Source organism: Streptomyces sp. NPDC002206 (genome assembly GCF_053593595.1).
On record NZ_JBSFCW010000023.1, the window covers coordinates 47,403 to 68,070 of the forward strand.

Annotated in this window: 16 protein-coding genes and 1 pseudogene; 6 read left to right on the forward strand and 11 right to left on the reverse strand. The window is 67.2% G+C overall.

Annotation, left to right across the window (positions count from 1 at the left end):
* Positions 1–10 precede the first annotated feature (10 nt).
* From ACWCP8_RS30080 to ACWCP8_RS30105, 6 genes are all read left to right on the forward strand, one after another.
* A complete protein-coding gene (locus ACWCP8_RS30080) occupies positions 11–361 on the forward strand; it encodes a sodium:proton antiporter (protein ID WP_451119254.1) in 351 nt (116 codons plus the stop codon).
* Entirely contained in the window at positions 358–2,100 is a 1,743-nt protein-coding gene (locus ACWCP8_RS30085) for a complex I subunit 5 family protein (RefSeq protein ID WP_451119256.1), read from the forward strand. Before ACWCP8_RS30080 ends, ACWCP8_RS30085 begins: the two co-directional genes overlap by 4 nt.
* 103 nt (positions 2,101–2,203) lie before the next feature.
* On the forward strand, positions 2,204–3,493 hold the full coding sequence (locus ACWCP8_RS30090) for a DUF4241 domain-containing protein (RefSeq protein ID WP_451119258.1): 1,290 nt from the start codon (positions 2,204–2,206) through the stop codon (positions 3,491–3,493).
* Between the two features lie 297 nt (positions 3,494–3,790).
* Positions 3,791–5,053, forward strand: coding sequence for a PP2C family protein-serine/threonine phosphatase (locus ACWCP8_RS30095; protein WP_451119351.1), 1,263 nt, complete (start codon positions 3,791–3,793; stop codon positions 5,051–5,053).
* 394 nt (positions 5,054–5,447) lie between these two features.
* On the forward strand, positions 5,448–5,921 hold the full coding sequence (locus ACWCP8_RS30100) for a MarR family winged helix-turn-helix transcriptional regulator (RefSeq protein WP_451119260.1): 474 nt from the start codon (positions 5,448–5,450) through the stop codon (positions 5,919–5,921).
* Positions 5,922–6,094: 173 nt separating this feature from the next.
* Complete coding sequence (locus ACWCP8_RS30105; protein WP_451119262.1) at positions 6,095–7,702, forward strand: MFS transporter; 1,608 nt, start codon at positions 6,095–6,097, stop codon at positions 7,700–7,702.
* 804 nt (positions 7,703–8,506) lie between these two features.
* Here the strand turns inward: ACWCP8_RS30105 and ACWCP8_RS30110 are convergent.
* From ACWCP8_RS30110 to ACWCP8_RS30160, 11 genes and pseudogenes are all read right to left on the reverse strand, one after another.
* Entirely contained in the window at positions 8,507–9,649 is a 1,143-nt protein-coding gene (locus tag ACWCP8_RS30110) for a hypothetical protein (RefSeq protein WP_451119264.1), read from the reverse strand.
* A 107-nt stretch (positions 9,650–9,756) separates the two neighbouring features.
* A complete protein-coding gene (locus ACWCP8_RS30115) occupies positions 9,757–11,445 on the reverse strand; it encodes an amidohydrolase (protein ID WP_451119266.1) in 1,689 nt (562 codons plus the stop codon).
* The gene (locus tag ACWCP8_RS30120) at positions 11,442–12,242 is read right to left on the reverse strand and encodes an AlkZ-related protein (RefSeq protein ID WP_451119268.1); all 801 of its coding nucleotides are present in this window, start codon (positions 12,240–12,242) and stop codon (positions 11,442–11,444) included. The genes ACWCP8_RS30115 and ACWCP8_RS30120 overlap by 4 nt, the downstream gene beginning before the upstream one ends.
* A 49-nt stretch (positions 12,243–12,291) precedes the next feature.
* Positions 12,292–13,329 (reverse strand): methyltransferase, encoded by a 1,038-nt coding sequence (locus ACWCP8_RS30125; RefSeq protein WP_451119270.1) that lies wholly within the window; start codon positions 13,327–13,329, stop codon positions 12,292–12,294.
* Positions 13,326–14,045, reverse strand: a complete 720-nt coding sequence (locus ACWCP8_RS30130; protein ID WP_451119272.1) for a DUF6875 domain-containing protein — start codon at positions 14,043–14,045, stop codon at positions 13,326–13,328. The genes ACWCP8_RS30125 and ACWCP8_RS30130 overlap by 4 nt, the downstream gene beginning before the upstream one ends.
* Before the next feature lie 21 nt (positions 14,046–14,066).
* Complete coding sequence (gene speD, locus ACWCP8_RS30135; RefSeq protein WP_356004165.1) at positions 14,067–14,528, reverse strand: adenosylmethionine decarboxylase; 462 nt, start codon at positions 14,526–14,528, stop codon at positions 14,067–14,069.
* Positions 14,519–15,703 carry an ATP-grasp domain-containing protein gene (locus ACWCP8_RS30140; RefSeq protein WP_451119274.1) on the reverse strand — a complete coding sequence of 395 codons (1,185 nt, stop codon included), beginning with the start codon at positions 15,701–15,703 and terminating at the stop codon, positions 14,519–14,521. The genes speD and ACWCP8_RS30140 overlap by 10 nt, the downstream gene beginning before the upstream one ends.
* An 8-nt stretch (positions 15,704–15,711) precedes the next feature.
* Positions 15,712–16,950: an MFS transporter gene (locus ACWCP8_RS30145; RefSeq protein ID WP_451119276.1), complete on the reverse strand. Its 1,239-nt coding sequence runs from the start codon at positions 16,948–16,950 to the stop codon at positions 15,712–15,714.
* Positions 16,951–16,994: 44 nt separating this feature from the next.
* The gene (locus ACWCP8_RS30150) at positions 16,995–18,413 is read right to left on the reverse strand and encodes a coproporphyrinogen-III oxidase family protein (protein WP_451119278.1); all 1,419 of its coding nucleotides are present in this window, start codon (positions 18,411–18,413) and stop codon (positions 16,995–16,997) included.
* A gap of 2 nt (positions 18,414–18,415) precedes the next feature.
* Positions 18,416–19,618, reverse strand: a complete 1,203-nt coding sequence (locus tag ACWCP8_RS30155) for an ATP-grasp domain-containing protein (RefSeq protein WP_451119280.1) — start codon at positions 19,616–19,618, stop codon at positions 18,416–18,418.
* Positions 19,619–20,277: 659 nt separating this feature from the next.
* Positions 20,278–20,601: pseudogene (locus ACWCP8_RS30160) on the reverse strand (transposase); the annotation flags it as partial.
* Positions 20,602–20,668: the final 67 nt, after the last annotated feature.

Here is a 20,668-nt window from a genome sequence, read left to right on the forward strand (position 1 = left end):
TGAGCACGTCATGATGTCGGTATTGCCGTATCTGGTCGCCGGCTGGATTTTCCTGGTCGGGTGTTACGGCCTCGCCACCAGCCGCCACCTCGTTCATGCGGTGGGCTGCCTGGCGGTCTGCCAGTCCTCCACCTACGTGCTGCTGCTCGCCGTGGGCTATCGCGACGGCGGCACCGCGCCCGTCTTCTCCGACGTGAAGCCTGGATCGAGACCGCTCGTGGACCCCGTCGTGCAGGCACTGGCCCTGACCGACGTGGTGGTCGGCGCCACCGTGACCGCTCTCCTGCTGGCCCTGGTGATACAAGTCGCCAAACGACACGGCACGGTGAACCCCGACGAATTGACCGAGCTGCGCGGATGAGCCATCTGCTGCCCCTGGTCGTCGCACTGCCGCTGATGGGAGCCGCCGTGCTGGTGGCCGCCGGACGGCGTCTGCCACGCATCGCCGCCGAGTCGATCGGCTGCACCGTGGCAGTGGCCACCTCCGGTCTGGCCATGGCGCTCCTCATCGACGCCTCGCCGAATGCTGTCGAATGGGTCGGCGGCTGGCGCCCGAGCGACGGCGAGGGTGTGGGCATCGTCCTGGTCGGCGATGTTCCCGGGGTGGGCCTGGCGGCGCTCGTCTCCGTCCTGGTCGTCGCGGTACTCGTCTACTCCTGGCGCTACTTCGACGAGCCACCGCACCGGCACGCAGGCTCCTTTCCGGCTCTCGTGCTGCTCTTCCAGGCGGGCATGTGCGGCTTCGCGCTCACGGGTGACCTCTTCAACGCCTTCGTCTTCTTCGAACTCATGAGCGTCGTGGCGTACGCCCTGACCGGCTATCGCGTGGAAGAAGCGAAGGCCGTGCAGGGCGCGCTCACGTTCGGGGTAATCAACTCCCTCGGCGCGTACACCACGTTGACCGGGATCGTCCTTCTGTACGCCCGCACCGGTGAGCTCGGTATGCGGCAGATCGGACAGCGGCTCGACGCACACGGTGGGCCCGACGCACTGACCCTGTGCGCCTTCGTCCTGGTGCTGACGGGTCTCCTCACCAAGGCGGCCGCCGTCCCGTTTCACTTCTGGCTGCCCGACGCACACGCCGTCGCGCCGACCCCGGTCTGCATGCTGCTGTCCGGAGTCATGGTCGAACTCGGCGCGTACGGCGTGTGGCGGGTGTACTACACGATCTTCGCCGGGCCCGGCGGCATCCCCGCACCGGACGCTGAACGCGCCCTGGTGACGCTCGGCGTGCTGACCGCGCTGATCGGCGCGGTGATGTGCTGGCAGCAACGGCACGTGAAGCGGCTCCTCGCCTATTCCACGGTCGCCCACACCGGGCTCTTCCTCATCGGAATCGGCCTCCTGCGCCCCGAGGCAACCGGCGGGATCGCGGTCTACATCCTGGGTCACGCAGGGGCGAAGGCCGCCCTGTTCGCTTGCGTGGGCATCCTCCTCGACCGGTACGGGAGTGTCGACGAACACGAACTGTACGGTCGGGCAAAAGAGTTGCGATGGGTCGGCGTCCTGTTCGCGACCGGTGCGCTGGCTCTGTCCGGGCTGCCCCCATTTGGCACGGGCCTCGGCAAAGCGGTCACGGAAGAAGCTGCGGGCGGACTCCTCGCCGTTGTGTTCGTGGCCGTATCCGCAGTCACCGCGGGAGCGGTGCTCCGGGTCGCCGCACGGGTGTTCCTCGGCGCCGGGAAGCGACCCGAGGCCGAACCGGCACCCGAGACGAAGGGTGAGGACGAGGAGCCGGAGACCAAGGGCCGTATCGGCCGGGTGCCCGTGACGATGACCGCGGTCCCCACCGCGCTGCTCGTCGGAGCTGTCGCGGCCGGTCTGGCGCCATGGCTTGCCACGTCCGTGGGCGACGCGTTCGGCGCCCATCATGCACCTCGCTGGACTCCGGCCGGGACGATCCTCGGGTTCGTCTCCGCTGCACTCGCCGTGGGCTTGGCCGCAGCGGCCGTACATGGCCCCGCCCGTCAGGAGGCTCACTGCTGGACAACACCGCTTCGGCGCATGCACTCGGGGCACATCGGCGACTACGTGGTCTGGCTCCTGGCCGGCACAACCCTCATCGGCGCGCTCTCGCTGCCCGGCATCCTTACAGGGTGACCCCTTCGCTCTGGGCGCCGCTGCCCGGCTCGGTAGGGCCGTTGTCACAGACGGCGGTTACGTTGCAGCTCAGCACGTAAGCGAGCGGGAGCGGGGAGCGGCAATGGTGGTCGAGGTGGAGTACGCGCAGGCGTGGGACCTGGAGGCCCGCTTGCCCTGGCGGCCGATATCAGTGGGGGAGGCTCGTGAGCGGGATGCCGCCGGGCTTCCGTACGTGGTGGTGTACCGGGCGGCGGGCCGGGAGGCTCCACTGGAGGTCCGGCTCGTTTCCTGGCGGGACCACTATGTCGGGCTGTGGGTCTACGACGCTCAGGGCCGCCGTACCTACGACCTGGACATGCGGCTGCTGGACGACCCAGCGCGGCTGCTGCGCCGGTACACCGTCGGCTGGAGCTACACCGGCCCGGAGATGGCGGAATTCGACGAGGCGTGTCCGCGCGTCACCGTGGAGCTCTTCCCGGACGGGAGGGGCCGGCGGACGGAAGAGCCCCAGGGCAAGGGCGGGGGCTCGTACGTCACCGTGCCCAGGGTCCGCGACGACGAGCGCTGGACGGACCGGCCTGTCTTCGGGGAGTGGCCGCTGCTCTCGGCCCAGGTCCATGGGCTCACGGAACCGCCGGTCTTCGTGATCACCGAGGCGGCCAACGACAGTAGCGGCCTGGCGCCCGCCACCTGCTGGCGTCCGCCCCGCCCCGCGCAGCCCGGGCCGATCACTGAGCTGTTCCGGCCCGGCGTGCGTGTGACCGACGGGTACCACCCCGAGATGACGGTCGTGGAGCCGCGTCGGATCGGAGCTCTGCGCGTGCCCAGCGGGCTGCTGGCCGTCTCCGGCCCGGACAGCGACGACGGCAAGGGGCCGCACATCACGGTCCCGGTCCCGCCAGGGGAGTACGTACTGGACGAGGCGCAGGCCCGCCACACCTACCATTGCGAGTGGGAGGGGAGCCAGGTCACGCGTACGGACACCATGGCCGTCCGCGTGCTCATCAACGACATCCCCGCCGCGACCTGGGAGATGGCCCTCCGGGCCGACGACGACCCCCGCTTGCTCCAGGAGAAAGAAATCTTCGGCTTCGACACCGACGGTGCCACGGGCTGCTTCGCTGACGCCGGGGCCTGGGAGCCGCTCCTCGCGCTCTTCGAGAAAGGGCTGATCCAGGGAGACCCGGACCTGGACCCGGACGTGTACGAGGACATCAACGACTCCATGTACCTGCTGCGCACCCGGGACCAGGCTTCCGGCGGCGAGCTGGCGGCCTTCGCGACGACAGGGGACGGTACCTATCCCGTCTGGGTCGGTCGTTCCGAGGCCGGCGAGGTGGTCGGGGTCGTGGTGCTGGTGGAGGGGATGCCCGAGCTGCTCCCGGAGAGCGGAGCTACCGCCGTTGCCTGACGTGACCTACGCGTGGCCCCGGGACCCAGCGTCCCGTACCGCCAGGCCGGACCTGTCCCCGACGAGGTGCCGGCGCGGAACACAACCGGCCTCCCGTACGCGGTGACGTGTGCCTGTTCGCCGGTGGCGGGCCCGGGGCGGCTGGCGGTGAGTCGGCAGTCGCTGGTGTGCGCGAGCATCGCCTTGCCCTGGGTGTCGATGCCGTACAGGTACTGCCATTTCCACCGCCCGGCGGCTGCGGTGCCCTGGAGTGCTGACCTGCCCGGAGCGCCGCTGGTGCTTATCGTGAAAGAGCACATGATCGACGTGGCGTCGCGGGCAGGGGGCATCGTGAACGCATCCGGATTCGACTACGAGGCGGTATTCCAGGCGCTGCCGAGCGCGGTGGCCCTGTTCACCACGGACCTGGTGTACGTCGACGTCAATGAGGCGTTCCTGAGCAGCATGGGACGTACCCGTGACCAGGTGGTGGGCCGCCACCTCTCTGATGCCTTCCCCGACGACCCCAAGGATCCCGCCGTGACCGGCATGCGCAAGCTGCAGGCATCGCTGCGGTGGGTGGCTGCCACCGGGGAGCGCGACGCCATGACGCTCCACCGCTACGACGTGGAGTACCCGGACCGGCCCGGGGTGTGGGAGGAGCGGTACTGGAGTCCGGTCAACGTCCCCGTCTTCGGCCCGGACGGGCGGGTGGCGTTGCTGCTGCACCGGGAGGAGGACATCACCGAGCTGATCCGGACCCGCCCTGACCGAGGCACCGGTGACCGGCCGACGGTACTGGAAGCCGAGCTGTACACCCGGGCCGGGGAGCTGCAGGGGGTCAACGAACGGCTGCGCGAGGCCCACGCCTGCGAACACGAAGTCGCACTGAGGCTGCAAGAGGCGATGCTCCCCGCCCCCGGGCCTGTGAGGCATCACCGCGCAGCAGTGCGCTACCGCCCGGCGGTCGGGGGGCTGAACGTGTGCGGGGACTGGTACGACCTCGTCGAGCTGCCTGGCGACCGCATCGCGGTGGCCGTCGGCGACGTCGTCGGCTGCGGCCTGGCCGCTGCCTGCGTCATGGGCCAGCTACGCAGCGCCCTCAGCGCCGCTTCCCGCGTCGCCAACGGCCCCGCCCAGGCCCTGGAAGCCCTCGGCCTGTACGCCCGCTCGGTCGACGGCGCGGAATCGACAACAGCCGTCTTGTCCGTCATTGACGGCACCAACCGCACCATCGCCTACAGCAGCGCCGGCCACCTTCCACCAGCCCTGCTGCACCCCGACGGCACCGTGGACTTCCTCGACCAGGCCACCGACCCCCCACTCGGCGCCCGCCCCGAACACATCCCCCGCCCCCAGGCCGAGACCGCGTTCACCGAGGGGGCCGCCCTTGTGCTGTACACCGACGGGCTGATCGAACGCCGCAGTGAGGACATCGATGCCGGCCTGACGCGGCTTGCCGACTCCCTCACACGCCACCGGAGCGCCGACCCCGAAACTCTCGCCGACGCCCTCCTGGCCGATCTGACCCCACCTGCCGGTGCCACCGACGACACCGCCCTGGTCGTCCTCCGCCTGTGACAGCGGCGGAGGACGACAGTTCTCACCGCCGGTCACCGGCCGCCAATGTCCATGACGTATCGCGGATCACCATCTACAAGTACGTGCCGGAGCCGAAGGCCGGAGGACGGCCCGCTGTTAGCTCCACCGTCCCCACGACGGCCCTGGAAGCCGCTGAGAGCCGATAGCCATGGAATCCGCCCAGGCGCTGCTCCCCCACCAGTAGGCGATGGCATCCACCACGGTAGCGACGCCGACCCGGCGCAGCAGTTCTGCCAGAGCTTGCAGGGGGCGTGGCCTGGTGACCGACGCCTGATGGCAACGCTCGCACCCGAGCGCAGGGGGGAGTTCCAATTCAGGCAGGTCCAGCCCTGGGCATTTGACATACCTATGACGTCATACATATTTTCTTTGTATGCCTGCTCCCAGCGCATCTGTCCAGGACATCGACCGTGTGGCCTCCGTGCTCGCGGCGTGCCTGCCTGCGCTGCACCGGGCTCTGGAGCGGCGGGTCGTGCGGGATTTCCCCTCCCCCAAGCCGCCTGAGGGACAGGTTGCACTTCTTCGGTTCGTCGCCCAGCAGGAGGGCGCGACGGTGCGCGAGGCCGCCGAGGCTCTCATGATGAAGCCCAATAATGTGAGCGCCATGGTCTCCCAGCTCACCAAACGGGGACTGATCGAGCGCAAGCAGGACGCCGCTGACAAGCGGATCGCGCATCTCTACCTCACGGCGATGGCTCAGTGCGAACTCGCCGAGGTGCGGCGGATCGAGGAAGCGCATATCGCCCGCGCGCTGCACTCCCTCACCGACGGAGAGATCGGTGCCCTTGGCTCGGTCACGGGTGCGCTGACGTCTTTGACGCGCCACCTTCACTCCGCAGCCCTTTAATCCCCTGATTCCTCCGTTGGGAGGACGCGACCGGACCGCGTGCACGGCTGCTCTCTGTGCAGGTGGGATTCCTCATCGCGGAGGGAGGCGCTCGGGTGCCTTCGGCAGGCCCGCGGCCGCCTCGACTTCTTCTCTCCATGTCCGCCCAACGCTCTCGAAGACAAGGCACCTCCATGCCGTCCTCTCCTGTGGGTCACTCCACGCTGCCCGCAACTTCCTCCTCGCAGGCGGCGGTATCCAGCCGTCTGCGGTCCAATCCTTGGCTGACCTTGCTGGCGGTGGCCTTGGGCCTGTTCATGGTCCAGCTCGACGCGTCCGTCGTGGCGATCGCGAACCCGGCGATCGGTCGTGGCCTCAGCGCCTCCACTGCGGATCTGCAGTGGGTCACCAACGCTTACCTGCTCGCCCTTGCGGCCGCGCTGATCATGGGCGGCAAGCTCGGAGACCGCTTCGGTCGACGCACGTACTACATGACCGGCGTCGCCGGCTTCACCATCGCCTCGGTGGCCATCGGCCTCGCCGGCTCGATCGAGGGCGTAATCGCCTTCCGGGCAGCCCAGGGACTTTTCGGTGCCCTGCTGGTACCCAACACGTTGGGCATGCTGCGCGCCGTCTTCCCGCCGCGGAAGTTCGGCATGGCAGTAGGCATCTGGGCGATGGTCGCGTCGGTGTCGACGGCGCTCGGTCCCATCGTCGGAGGTCTGCTCGTCCAGCACGTCAGCTGGGAATCCGTCTTCTATATCAACGCCCCCATCGGCCTGATCGCGCTCGTCTTCAGCGCGGTCGTACTCCCCCAGACCAAGAACTCGACCGGACACCACCGTTTCGACATTCGAGGGGTCGTATTGCTGGCGCTCGGCCTGCTCTGCGTGGTCTTCGGTGTCGTCAAGGGTCAGACCTGGGGCTGGGCGTCTGCTGGCACGCTCGCAGCCGTCGTCACCGGCGCCTTGGTCCTCATAGTCTTCTGCTGGTACGAGAACCGCACCGAGCATCCGCTGCTGCCGATGCGGCTGTTCCGCAACCCGACGCTGACGACCGGCACGATCATCGCGGCGCTCAACTTCTTCGTCATGCTCGGCGTGATCTTCTTCGTGATGCTGTACCTCCAGAACCTGCGTGGCTTCTCCCCCGTCGAAGCCGGTGTGCGCACGCTTCCACTGAGCCTTGCATCCCTGGTCGCCTCCCCGCTGGGGGCCGCGCTGACCGGTCGCTTCGGGGCGCGGGTCTCCATGCCTCTGGGCATGCTGCTGCAAGCCGGCGCCACCTTCGGAATGCTCAGTTGGGACACGCACTCCTCCTACAGCACCATGTGGCCGCCGTTCGTCGCGCTCGGCCTGGGCGTCGGCATGGTGTTGTCCGCCTCCTCCGACGCCATCGTCGGCAACGCGCCGGTGAAGGACGCCGGCGTGGCGGGTGGCCTGCAAGCCACCGCCCTGCAGATAGGCGGCGCGCTGGGCACCTCCGTACTTGTCTCCCTGATCAGCGCTCGGGTGGGCTCCACCCTCACCGGGGAGTTGACCGGTACGGGAGTTCCCCCGGCCTTGGCTGAAGGCCTTGGGGAGGCCAGGGACGCGGTGGCGATGGGAGTCTCCCCGTCCTCCAGCGGCATGTCCGCACAGCTCAGCGCGGCTGTCATCGAAGGCAGCGGACGCGCATTCATGAACGGCCTGCACAGCGCCGTACTCATCACCGGCACGCTCTGTGTCGTAGGCGCCGTACTTGCCGCGGTCGGCGTCCGGAGCACTCAGTCATCCCCTGCCCGAACGGGAGGTGCATCATGAGGTTTTGGTCCGTCACAGACGCCGCAACAGAAGCGCGGTAGCCACACCTTCATCGCGAAAACCGACTCGTATGGGGCCGCCCTAGCCAGCGCGCGACGAGCGGAGCGAGGAGCCTTGAACCCGTAGTTCAAATCCAGCGCGCCCCTTGGGGCTTGCTCGCGCACGGGGAGATCGCCGAGTACGTGCCCTACGGCCTGTTCGAGCCGGTGCAGGAGTACCTCGAGAGAGCATCCGTCCTCTTGCGGGCGTCGTACCCGCAAGGATCCGGGGAGGGACGGGTCACGGCGTCAGTGCCGGTCCGGGCCCCTTGGGCTCGGACCGGCACACGCGGGTAGATCGATGTACATCAGCGAGTCCGAGAGGCACCCCGGCCGCTTCGACGTCTCGGGCGCCCTGACCTCGACCCTCGGCATGGCCTCGCTGGTGACGAGCGTCAGGACACCTCGTAGAGCGTCATTTCAGCGTCAATATATCGCCCGTGACGCCCACAGGGCACATAATGCACACTCAGCGAAACCGCAGGTCAGCGGCCCTTCTCGGCTGGCTCAAGGATCGCGACGCACTCGACGTGGTGGGATCTGGGAAACAGCGTTGACTCGTGAGAACTACGGAGAGGAGTTAACCCAGATCAACTCACACCTCGCTGCGAAACCCCAGGTCAGTACCCTCCCGCTCCCAATCGCTGCACGAGTGGCAGGACTTCGCGGAGCGCCTGCTCCTGGTCTGGCCCTGACACGCCGAAGTGCACCGGCGCGATCCCGTGGGGGTCGCAGGATCACCGACCCCCACGAGACACCTCAAGGGCTAGACGGCCCGCAGGGCGCCGTTCGTCACCAGGAACCGGGCGAGAGCGACCGCCTCCTCGCCGGCGGGGGTGGCGACCTCGGCGCCGAAGGGGAGATCAGCGAGGCTCAAGAGCCACGGGAGCACGGCCGCGGAGAAGGCCCGGCTCTGCCCGTGGACGGCGATCAGCACGCCGTCCGGAGTCTCGCACCACAGGCGGGGCGCGTTGCTGTCGACCGCCACCCGGCCCACGTCGACCGACCCGTCATGACGCGGCTCGGCCCCCGCCATGCCGTACGCGGACGCGCTCGCCAGAGCGGATGCCTGGTCGGCCCCGCCGAGGAAGTCCTGGTAGCCGGACAGCCACCGGGTGCTCACCTGCCCGTCCGCCGCCGCGACGAGGGGGTACGACCCTTCGCCCGGTACGAAGGACTTGGTGTACCGCGCGATGTTGAACGCGAACGCCGGACCGACCGTCTCCGCGACGTGCCAGGTGCCCGGGTCCCAGGTGAAGAACTCACCGGCGCCGGCGAGCAGCGACGTACCGCGGTCGACCACCGACGGCACCGCCAGGGACGGCAGGTACTCCTCCGGGTCGATGGCGCTCATGCCTTCCGCCGCCCGCCAGTCGACGGAGTCCGGGATCCACTCCTCGCCGTGCCAGAAATGCATGTACTTGCGTCCCTGGAGGACGAAGTGGCTGTTGCCGCACTGCTCCCGGTGGATGCCGCCGGGTGTGGCCTTGTACTCACCGAGGAACACCTCGATGTCGATGTTCCCGCGCACCAGACCGTACTTCTCGAACACCGGCCGGCCCATGGCCGACAGCAGCAGCTCGTACAACTCCCGGTCGTGTGAGGGCAGTTCCCGCGCGTAGAGCAGGACGGGGGTCTCGGCGCCGAACTTCTGCTGCATCCTGCTCAGCCACTCGTCGGGCGACTCGCTGCCGTCCGGGTTCGGCATCAGGGCGTGATCGACGAGCACTTCGTCACCCACGGTGATCTTTATCAGCTCACGCTTGTCGTCGCCGCCCAGGACTGCGCGTACGGCGCCGATGACTCCCTTCCAGACCGCTTCCGGGGTGATCACCCCGCTCTCCCACCCCTCGATGCGCGTGCTCTGGCCCGATGTGGAGGTCTTCGCGATCGTCAGTTGTGTGGACACGATGCTTGCCTTCTCCTTTGGTTGGGACAACTGCCATGGCTCAGGTGGACGCGCCGCACGCGGACGGGCGCGTCCTGTCACTCGGTGGCGTTCTCGGGTGTTCCGGTTCAGAAACGGCCGGCTTCGGTCACTGCGTCGAGTGACCGGCCGCCGCCGTGTGGTGCCTGCGGTTCCAGGACCTGAAGCCGGTCGTACACGCACCTGCCGCGCGCGACGGTGAGGTCCACCCGCGCGTCGCACAGCGCGTCGGGTCCTTCCCGCAGGACGTCGCGATCCAGGACCACGACGTCCGCGGGGTTCCCGGGGGCGAGGCTCGCCGGGTGCCGGTGCAGATGGCCGGTGCCGGTGGTGAACGCCCGGAGGATCTCCCGCAGGCTGATGCGCTCGTCGGGGTTGAGCGGGTCGGGGCGGTAGTCCGGGTCGAGCCACGGCGCGCTCGGCAGGGCGGGCAGCCGGGTGACCGCGACGTAGGCGCCCCAGAGCGGGTTCGGGCTGCTGACGGGCCAGTCGCTGCCGGCGGCCAGCCGGGCACCGGAGTTCACGAGGCCGCCGAACGGATACTGCCCGTCCACGCGGCGGGTGCCGAGCATCGGCTCGTACGTCGTGCGCATCTGCGGGATGTCCGCCGCCCAGAGCGGCTGCACGTTCGCGGTGACGTCGAGCTCGGCGAACCGCGGCAGGTCGCTGTCCGATACGAGCTGTACGTGGGCGATGTGGTGCCGGTGCCGCGGCGAGGGCCCGGCCGCCTGGACGGCGTCGAGGCACTCGCGCACCGCCCGGTCCCCGACGGCGTGGAAATGTACGGAGAAACCCGCCCGGGTGAGCCCGCCGACGGCTTCCCGCAGCTGCGCGGGCGTCAGCTTGCCGGGCGGGGCGAGGGAACTGTCGAGGTACGGCGAGAGGAGCGACGCCCAGCGGTTCTCGCAGATACCGTCCTGCATGATCTTCACGTGGTCGGCGCGGAGCCCGACAGCTCGGGCCTGTTCCCGCCGTTCGCGCAGCTCGTCCAGCTGCTCGAGGCCGCGGCCGGGGTCCCACCACAGCGCGAGCGACACCGAGCCCGTCAGCTCACCGCGGCCGGCGAGCGCGAGATACGCCGGGAGCGGGTCGGGCAGGCCGAGATACGGGCCGACCAGCGCGTCCTGCCAGGCCGTGAGGCCGTGCCGGTGCAGGTACCGCTGGGCGGTGAGCAGGGCGTCCTCCAGTGCCCCCTGCTCCGGCGCGGGTATGTACCGGCCGACGAGGCCGGCCGCCGCCTCGTGCAGGAGGCCCGTGGGCCGGCCGTCGTGATCCCTGACGATCGTCCCGAACGGCGGATCGGGTGTGTGCGCGTCGATGCCGGCGCGCCGCAGCGCGGCGTGATTGACCCAGACGTCGTGGAGATCCCCGCCCATGAGATACACGGGCCGGTCGGGCACGACGGCGTCGAGCAGCGCGGCGGCCGACGTGGTGCCGGGGAAGAAGGCCAAGGTGACGCCTCCGCCGACGATCCAGTCACGATCCGGGTGCTTGCGCGCGTAGGCATCGATGCGGTCGAGGGCGTCGGCCGCGTCGACGGCACCGCTGACGTCGCACCACGACTCGAGCAACCCGGCCGCCAGGGGATGGACGTGAGCGTCCTGGAAGCCGGGCATGACGAGCCTGCCCTCGACGCCGATCACCCGGGAGCCGGGGTCCGCCTGGGCCCGTACCTCCGAGGCGGAGCCGACCGCGAGCATGCGGTCGTCGCGCAGGGCGATCGTGTCGGCGGCGTCCCATCCGTACAGCCGCCCGCCGGTGAGAACGAGATCGGTCATGGCCTCGGTCCCGGAGCATCGGCGGACAGGCGGTAGTAGCGGTCCTCGGATTCGACCTGCCCGCCGCGGACCAGGCCGTCGAGGAGCGCGGAGGTGTCCTTGGCCGTCCAGCGGAAGGTGCGGGCGAGCTCGCGTGGCGTTGCCTCGACCATGGTGTCGAGGAAGACCAGGGCTGCGTCCTTACGACTGGGGCCCTTCCTGGCCCCGGGACTGTCGAAGAACACCCGGCTGGTGAGCTCGATGACGCAACTGGGCCAGCCCGGACCGTCCTGCCGGGTGCCGAAGTTCGTGATCAGAAGCTCTCGGCCGAGTTCCGTCAGGATCTTCTGCGCCCCCTTGCTGTCGAGGCCGAACGCTTCCCGGACGACCCGCATGGACGTCGGCCCTTCGAGCAGCAGGTGCTCCGCCACCCTTTTCCCCTCGGGAGACAGCGCCACGTCCTGGAAATCGTCCGGCTCACCGGCATGGGGATAGAGCAGGTCCGTCATGCGCGGGGAGAGGAGCGACTGACGTCCGCCCAGGAACCGGCCGCACCAGGCCCGCTGTTCCGTGGGCAGCATGTCCTTCCACGTCCACACCAGCTCCAGATCCTCGCCCCAGCCGGCCGGGAGAAGCTTCGCCTCGTCGTCCCTGCCCGCTTCGCGCAGTGAGGGAAGGCTGGCGGCCTTGTCACCGAAGAGCAGGCAGAATCCCAAGTCCTCGATGTACTCGGCAGCTTCGTCGGCGGTGCGCAGCGGCGGCTGGTCCATATGCCATCGGCTGATTCGCTGGTCTTGAAGAACCGATTCTTCAGACATCGGAAATACCTGGCTCCTGGAAGGTTCGGGAGGGGCGAACGGCGAACGGTCAGCCGGGGCAGTGGCCGGGGTCCGGGGCGGCCTCGATGGCGACCACCTGGCCGGGCATACGGCTGATCGAGGTGCGTACGAAACCCGACGCGGAGAGCAGACGATCGAAATCGCCGAGGGACCGTTCCTGTCCCCGGAGGACCGACAGCATGTACAGGTCCATGAGCGCGGTCATCCTGGATGTCCCGGCGGCGTTGTCGTCGTCGGCCGCGATGCGCTCGATGATCACCAGCCGGGTGTCCGCTTTCATCGCCTTCCGGCAGGCGCCGAGTATGCCCACGCACTGGGAGTCGTCCCAGTCGTGCAGGATCTCCCGGAGCAGATAGAGGTCTCCGTCGTCGGGCACAACCTCGAAGAAGTCCCCGGCGACTACCTGTGCCCGCTCCTCCAGCCCGGCGGCGGCCAGCACACCCTTGGCCCGGACAGTCGTCGCCTGCGTGTCCATCAGTACGCCCCGCGCGTCGGGCGAGTTGGTCAGCAGATACGCGAGGAGGGTCCCGTCGCCCCCGCCGACGTCCACGATCGTGCCGCCGGCCGGGCCGACCGCCGCCCGGATGTGCTCCAGGGACAGCTGGAGATCCGCGGCCTGCGAGTGGTCGAAGGTCTCCCGAACCGCGGGGTGTTGGTCCAGATAGTCGAAGAGCGACATGCCGTGCACGTCCTCGAAGCCAGGCCGCCCCGTGCGCAGGGTGGTACGGAGAGCCGCCCACGACGCCCCCATCACGCCGTCCACCAGCAGGGCGGTGGGGCGCGCGGTCCCGGGAGCGTCCGTGCGGAGGGTGGCGCCGAGCGGGGTCAGGGCGTACGCGCCGTCGGGCAGCCGCTCGAAGACCTCGAAGGCGGAGAGCGTACGGAGCAACTGGCCGAGAGCGTCCGGTACGGCGTCGAGTTCGGCGGCGAGCTCGTCGGCACTCCGCGGGCCGTCGGCGAGCGCGTCCGGGACACCCATGATCGCCGCGGTGCAGAGGGCACGCGACAGGAGCGCTCCGTAGAGCATCTCTCGCATCTGCAGCGGAGCGGACGACGTACCGATCACCCGACATCACCTCTACGTTCGGCGGGAATGAATTCTTCGGTGGCCTTCACATAGAGGCGCCGCAAGAGTTCGTCGCGGACCCGGTCGCCCACGTAATGTTCGCTAAATCGTGTCCAATAGGCTTCGAAATCACTGCGCTTCTGACGAAGGAACAGGACGTCGTGGAGTGCCATGTGACGCACGGCGATCACACAGACAGGAGCTTTGGAGACCCGGAAGGATTCGTTGTGGACGGCGCGCTCGTCACAGTCCGGGTGGAACTGGCCGATCATCAGACCCATGGCGACGGCCGCGGCCTTCAGCTCGAGGTACAGGTCATCGATCAAACTCCAGCCTTTCGGGCCGGCGTCGGGAAGAACGATGAGTACGCTGGCGAGCGAGTTACCGGAGCGTCCAGGGGACGCGCTGGTCGCCGCGAAGCTGCTCAGCTCGTCGATGAGCAGGGATCTCGTCTGGTCCTTGTCGGTGCAGTCGACTCCGTAGTGAAACCGCAGGCGCATGGCGCCGTTCTGGAGTGCGGGAAGGACAAACGGGCAAACGGGGCCGATTCTGCCCAACTCCGGTGATGGTTGTCCGACGTAGTCGCGCACCCACTCGAGCACCACGGCCAGATCGTCACCGATCCTTTCGTGATGCTTGCCGACCGGGGTGACCTCTATGGCTCCCGGTGGCAGCGCTGCCGGCGGTTGTGCCGGAAGCATCAGCTTCGTATTCATTGTCTCGTCCTCCCCCGTGGATCAGATCCCTGCCAACGCCCGACCCGCGCCCCGGTCAATGCTGTCCTCCTGCTGCGAGCCGCTGCCCGGCAGTTCCGCCGGGAATCTGGTGGAGGACGGCATGCCCCGCTGAATCACGCTCATGCGGTAATTGCCGGCCTGGAGGCTGTCCACGAGCACCTCCACGACCTTCTCGGGCTTGCAAGTCGTGCCGCAGGTGAAGGTGTCGATGAAGAGGGACTGCGTGTCGGGGTAGGTGTGTACCGCGACGTGTGACTCGGAGAGGAGGAAGACGGCAGTGAATCCACTCGGTTCGAATTCCTTGGTCTGCACGCTGCAGATGGTGGCGCCCGAATCAGAGATTCCGGTCCGCAGCGCCTGCAGGATCAACTCGTTGTCGTTGATATGCTCTGCCGGCACGTCATAGATATCCGCAAAGACATGGGTTCCGACGAATTCGTAGGCCACCGACATCACATCCATTTCGTGAAGCGTTGAGCCACATGCGTGAACTCAGTGAGTCGCCGTTCGAGGATCTCAGAGGTTTCACCTTGTGCAACAAAACTCAATATGGCATCGATACTCGCCGAGGCGCCCGTGAACTCCTGGGGTGTTTCGGCGCGTATGTGGAACTCCCGAACCCAATCCGGGAGATCCGGATTGTCGATTGCCAGCAGAGTTCCACTCCTGGGTGGGACAAGCACCCATCCGTACAACTCGTCGGCGAGCTGTATGGATTCGGTTCCGGGCAGCGGCAGACCGGCCTGGAAACGGATGGTCGCCTGAGCCGGGTTGACGCCGGTCCGGTAGGTCAGTGCCTGCGGAACGTGCGCGCCGCCCAGCCGGGAGGCGATCTCGCAGAAGTAGAGCTGCCCGTCGTCCTCGCGGAGCATGACCTCCAGGTGGAAGGGAGACCGCTCGCAGGCCGGCAGGGCGGACAGCGCGTCGCGAGTGAAGGGGTTCAGGCGGGCGGTCATCGGATCGTCCGCGTCCAGCTGGACGCTGCCCAGCGGAACACTGTCGTGGAACGAGAGACAGTTGTTGATGTACCGCGACGGACAGATGTACCGGGCCACGCCGGCCTCCGCCTCACCGTCGATGTGGTACACCGGCCCGGGTATGTACTCCTCCAGCAGTACGTCGGAGAGCTCCCGCCGGGCGATCTCCTCCGTGAGCCGGTCCGCGGTCCGTACGACCTTCACGCCGGAGGAGGCGAAGCCGAGGCGTGGTTTGATCACGATGGGCCAGCCGTGTTCGGCGGCGAAGGATCGGGCGTCGTCGAGGTCCCGCGGGGCGCGGAACCCGGGAGTGCGCAGGCCGGCGGCGGCCACGCGCTGCTTCATGACCAGCTTGTCGCGGAACGGCAGGGCCTGGTCCAGCGACTGGCCGGGGACGCCGTGCCGGTCCCGGGCCCGGGCGGCCCGGAGGATGTCCTCCTCGGTCACGTGCACGATACGCGTGACGTCGTTGGACCGGCACAGCCGGTCGAGCGCTTCGTCCACGCCGTCGCTGTTCGGGTAGTCGTCGACCTCGATCAGCGTTGGGAACGCGTCCCGGTAGCCGTCGGCCGCCTGCGGGCTCGTGACGAGCGCAACGTCGTCCGCGACTTCGGCGAGCCATTCGCTCAGCGGTGTGAGGCCGGCGGGAACGCGATTCATTACCACGATCACGGCACGACCTCCGCTACCGGTGCGCGGCGGGCGATGTTCCGTACGAGCAGGGGAACACACCCGAAGATCGCTACCGCCATGGTGACGAAGTAGATCGTGGCGCCGATCGCCAGCAGACCACCACCGATGACGGGGCCGACGAAGAATCCGACGTAGCGCAGCTCCGCCAGCCCGAAGTAGGTGCCCTTCTGCCCGTCCTCCGCCATCTTGTGGATGGCGATGTCGGGCATGGGCAGCAGGATCGCCTCGCCCAGGGTCCAGAGCACGATGCCCACGTAGAGGAACACCGGGCTCACCTGCATGCCCAGGAACAGGATGAGCCCCGCGGCGAAGGCGACGCAGCCCATCACGACGAGGGACCGCTCGGACAGCCTCTTCCCGAGCCATGCGATGGGCGCCTGCACGAGGATGCCGAGGACGGCGTTGACCATGAGGAGCGAGGCGATGATGGCCACCGCCCGGTCCTCGTTCTCCGCCCTGATGAACAGGGGGATGATCGAGTCGATCTGGGAGAACACCAGGAAGATCACCATGCCGGCACCGATGGCGGCCATGAGTCGGCGGTCGCGGACGAGGCCGCGGAAGAGGTCGGCGTAGGACTGCTTGGCCTCACCCTCGCCGGTGGCGGCCGCCTCCGGCTCCAGTGCGATGAGGGTCGAACCCCGGACCGCCAGGAGCAGCAAGTACGCGGCGAACAGCGCGGCAGGGCACACGAAGAGGTAGACCGAACCGCCCAGATAGAGAAGGCCGCCGACGGCCGGCCCCACGATGGCGCCGATGCACAGGGTCATGTACCGGAAGCGGAAGATGCTGCCGTCGTCCCCTCCGGCGAGGGACATCAACTTCTTCATCGCCGGCTCGATGAGCAGCCGCCCGAAGCCCAGCAGCATGATCAGGGCGACGATCACGGCCGTCGCCTCCACCAGGGCGAGCAGGAGGTAGATGACGATGTAGATGGCCAGGCCCGCCCTGATGCAGATCACGGCGCCGAGGCGGTCCACCATGACGCCGCCGACGATGCCGCCGATGGCGCTGATCAGCGCGATGCTTCCGACGACCCCGCCGATCACCGCCAGGCTGAGCTGGCTGTGGTCCTTGAGGTACAGGGTCAGAAACGGTGAGGCCGAGAAGAAGGCAATCGCGTTGAGCAGACTGCCTGCGATGAGTAGATGATTCGCTTCCCGATGTTTCTTGGCATTGCTGTCCTCGGGAGCGGACTCCTGTGCGGGTTTCACGTGTATCCCCTGGTCTTCGTTGCCGGCAATGTGATGCTTGTGCGTCAGACGATGGGGAGGGGGACCATACGGCGCTCGCCGTCCGTGATGCCCCGCACGCGGTCCTTCAGCGCAACGAAGTCGTCCAGGATCTTCTGGTCCGAATCGGGGGACATGTAGTACATCATGTTGACGTACCAGTACCAGCCGAGCTCGGTGATGCGGTATTCGTCCGTGTCCTCGACGATGAGACCCTCGGCGATGAGGTTCCCCAGCTTGTCCTTGAACTCCTGCGGAATGCGGTCCCATTCGAGGCGGCTCTTGGGTACGTAGCCGAAGAACGGGAGTCGGAAGACCAGGGACTTCTCGTAGGGGATGTCGTCGGCCCGGATCAGGTTCATCCTGAAGTCGCCGGTCTCCAGGAGGTTCTTGGTGTAGGTGGCCCGGTTCTCGTCGTTCGAGATCGTGTAGGCGCCGGTCTGCGAAACGGCGGAGTTGCCGAAACCGATGAGGTCGTCGTCGCTGTGGGACCAGAAGAAGCTGTTGTAGAGGTTGGTGTACGCCCGCGAGGTGAAGGTCGGGTCGGGCTGCCGACCTTCGGGGATCCGGTAGAACCCGTTGCCGTTGTGCTGCTGGAAGCCGCAGGCGCGGATGTACTGGTTGAGATAGATGGACATCGCCATCTTGTTCATGAAGCTGAGCGGCTTGAGGTTGTTCCGCACATATCCATGGTGCAGCGAGGCCTGCGTCACGACGTTGGTGATCGGGTAGAACTCGATCGTTTCGGTGCCCATGTCGACGGCCGACTGTATTTCCTTGCTGAACTGCTCGATGGTCTGGCCGTGCATGCCGTAGATGATGTCGAAGCTGGTGTAGTCGAAGTACTTGCGGAGCAGGGCGGCGGCTTCGTACGTCTGGTCCAGCGTCGCGGTGATGTTGAAGAGCTCCCGGTAGACCGGGTCGAACGTCTGCATGCCGAAGCGGGCCTTGTTCACTCCGATCTCCCGCATCGCCACGACCTTCTCCTCGTCGATGCTCTTCACCTCCATCTCGAAGGTGAACTCTTCGATCTGGGACATGTCGAAGTGATCGTGAATGGCCTTCCCGATGCGGCGGATCTGCGCCGCGGTCAGCGTGGTCGGCGTTCCTCCGCCGAAGAAGATGGCCTTGATCGGGCGGCACGTGACCGACTCGTACCGGGCCTTGATCTGGATTTCCTTGATCAGCGCCTGGACGTAGAGCTCGATCGCCTCGTCGCCGGTCGTGCCGAGACCTCGGTTCAGTGTGCAGAAGGAGCAGATGGTCTCGCAGAACGGGATGTGGAAGTACAGAGCCCTGTCGCGGATCCGGCCGACATCCAGTCCCGGGAAGATCTTCTCGTGCGAGGTGACGTCCAGCTCCTGGCCCTTCATCGGGTAGAGCCAGTTGTAGACGGGGAACTGCTCGTCGAACTTGATCAGGGTCTTACCGGGCAGCAGCTTCATTGTTAAATGATCTCCACACTGATGGTCGAACGAACGGCTTGAAGTGTTTTCAGTACGTCTGCTTCGGTGGATCCTGATATCAGGAACTTCGCAACCACCGTGTTGAGGTCTTGCGTCATCGGGATGAAGTCACCCGGCCGACGGGGTGCGTGAACTACCTGGACACCCGGTACCTCCGCCGCCTGCGTCAGTCCGTGAATCGCCCCGAGGATTCCCGGGCGGTCGTCGTTCCTGATGCAGCAGATCGCCAGCATGGAATCGAACTCGACGCGTCCGTCCGGGGTGAAGGATGCGCGGGTTTCCTGCGGGTTCCCGAGGAGGACCGACAAGGTGTCCGCATAGGGCTTGAACGAACTGTTCAGTTCCCAGTGCTCCGCGATGGAGGCGCCCGGGAGGCGACTCCCGATTTCGATCAGATGAATGCCGTCGTCCGCGCACTTGACTTCGATGTGGCTGGGGCCGATCCGAACGCCGAAGCAGTCCAGCACCTCTTCGGCGAACTGGACCGCCCCGGAGAACGCCGGGTCGGTGTCGCTGATCTGGACGAGATCCCAGTAGGGCTGGTCGTAGTCCACGGTGCCGGGCTGCCGGTACTCCCAGATGTCGATGACGCGATGCTCGCCGTCGAGCGAGAACATGTTGACGGCAAGCTCACGGCCCCGCACATAGCGCTCGACCAGCCACTGCTCGACATCGGCGCCGAACAGATCGAGCTTGCTCAGCCCGGCCACGGTCGAGGGCAGCTGTGCGGGATCCGCGACGAGACGAACGTCCCTGGAGGCCGCCCCGGTCGAAGGCTTGACGATGACCGGATAGCCGATGGCTTCGGCCGCAGCCGCCAGGCCGGCGACGCCGGAGACGATCCGGAACGCGGGGATCCGCAATCCGCCGGCCGCGGCAAGGCGCCGCATCTCGACCTTGCTCCGCCTAGCCTTGGCCCGCGCAGGATCGTTTCCGGACAGGCCAAGCCGGTCGGCAAGGGTGTCGGCGAGGAAGACGCCGGGCTCGGTGGCGGGCACGACGGCTCTGACGGGCCAGCCGAAGTCGGCCGGCAGGTCTTCGGGCGAATGAACGTACAGACTCAGATCGTCTTTGTCGCGATGTGCGGGGGCGACTTCCGCCAGGACTTCTGCCGAAACAGAATAGATGGAGACGACGGCAAATCCCAGCGACCGGCAAGTGTCCTTGAATGCTTCCCCGGTCATGATGGGATCGACAAGTACCACGGCTTCGCGGTGATCCCGCTTCATCGGAAAGCCGACCGATCGGCTGATCCGGACAGCAGAAATCGTCCCATCTCATCCCCCGTTGAGTGAAGCAGGTCAAGCATCCCGGACAACGCGCTGAACTAATTGCAGGAAAATGCACGAAACCAGAGTCGGCGACTTGGTGGAAGCCGATCCGCTGGATGTAGAAGTTGTTGATCTTGCACCCCGTGATCCCGAGGCATGCTGCCAGAGCGCCATCGGCAGCGCAAGTATGGATGCACCAACTCGGTGGACTTACAAGGGAGTTCGAGGTCAGACCAGGCGGTCCGACGTGGCCAGCGTGGCCGTGTTACTCCCAGGCAGTGCCGAGGTGCGATCGCACTTACAAAGCAGATGTCGGCGGTTCGAAACCGTCCGCGCCCACCAGCCAGAACGCCCCCGCTGCGGGGGCGTTGACGGTAGTAAGTGACGGCAGTTCCTCAGGCGCATCGCGTAGCGGTGGGCTGCGTGAGTAGAATCTTTCCTTCCACATCAGTTAGCGCGTAAGCGGCTCGGTCGACGGCAGACAGGCGTTCAGGGCTTAATACGAATGTTTCCTCTTGATTCCGTCCGCATCAGGAACAACCAACGTAACGGCACTTACGCCGTCGGTGGCGCCTGTAGGCTGTCCCGGTGTACTGACGCCGAACCCCGACGGTGTGGACACCCTTCTTCACATCGTCTGTCTCATCCACGACCATCACCGCCTGCCGGTCGTACAGGTGCTCGACGACGTACTCGCGAACATCGTCACGGACGGCGTCGGCATCCCGGGAGGCCCGGCACAGCAGATGCTGCATGCCGTGCGGACTCGCCTCCCCAGCCCACTCTGCGATCGTCCAGCAGTTCTTGCGCGGCAGGTCCGACAGCAGCACCAGCACCAACCGGCCTGCCCGGCACCGCGCTTCGACCCAGGCGAACCGTCCCGCGATGCGACCCATGGCCACTTCGAACGCCTGCCGCCAACGAGTGGGATCTATGTTGTGACCTGCGGCCACCGTCTCATCA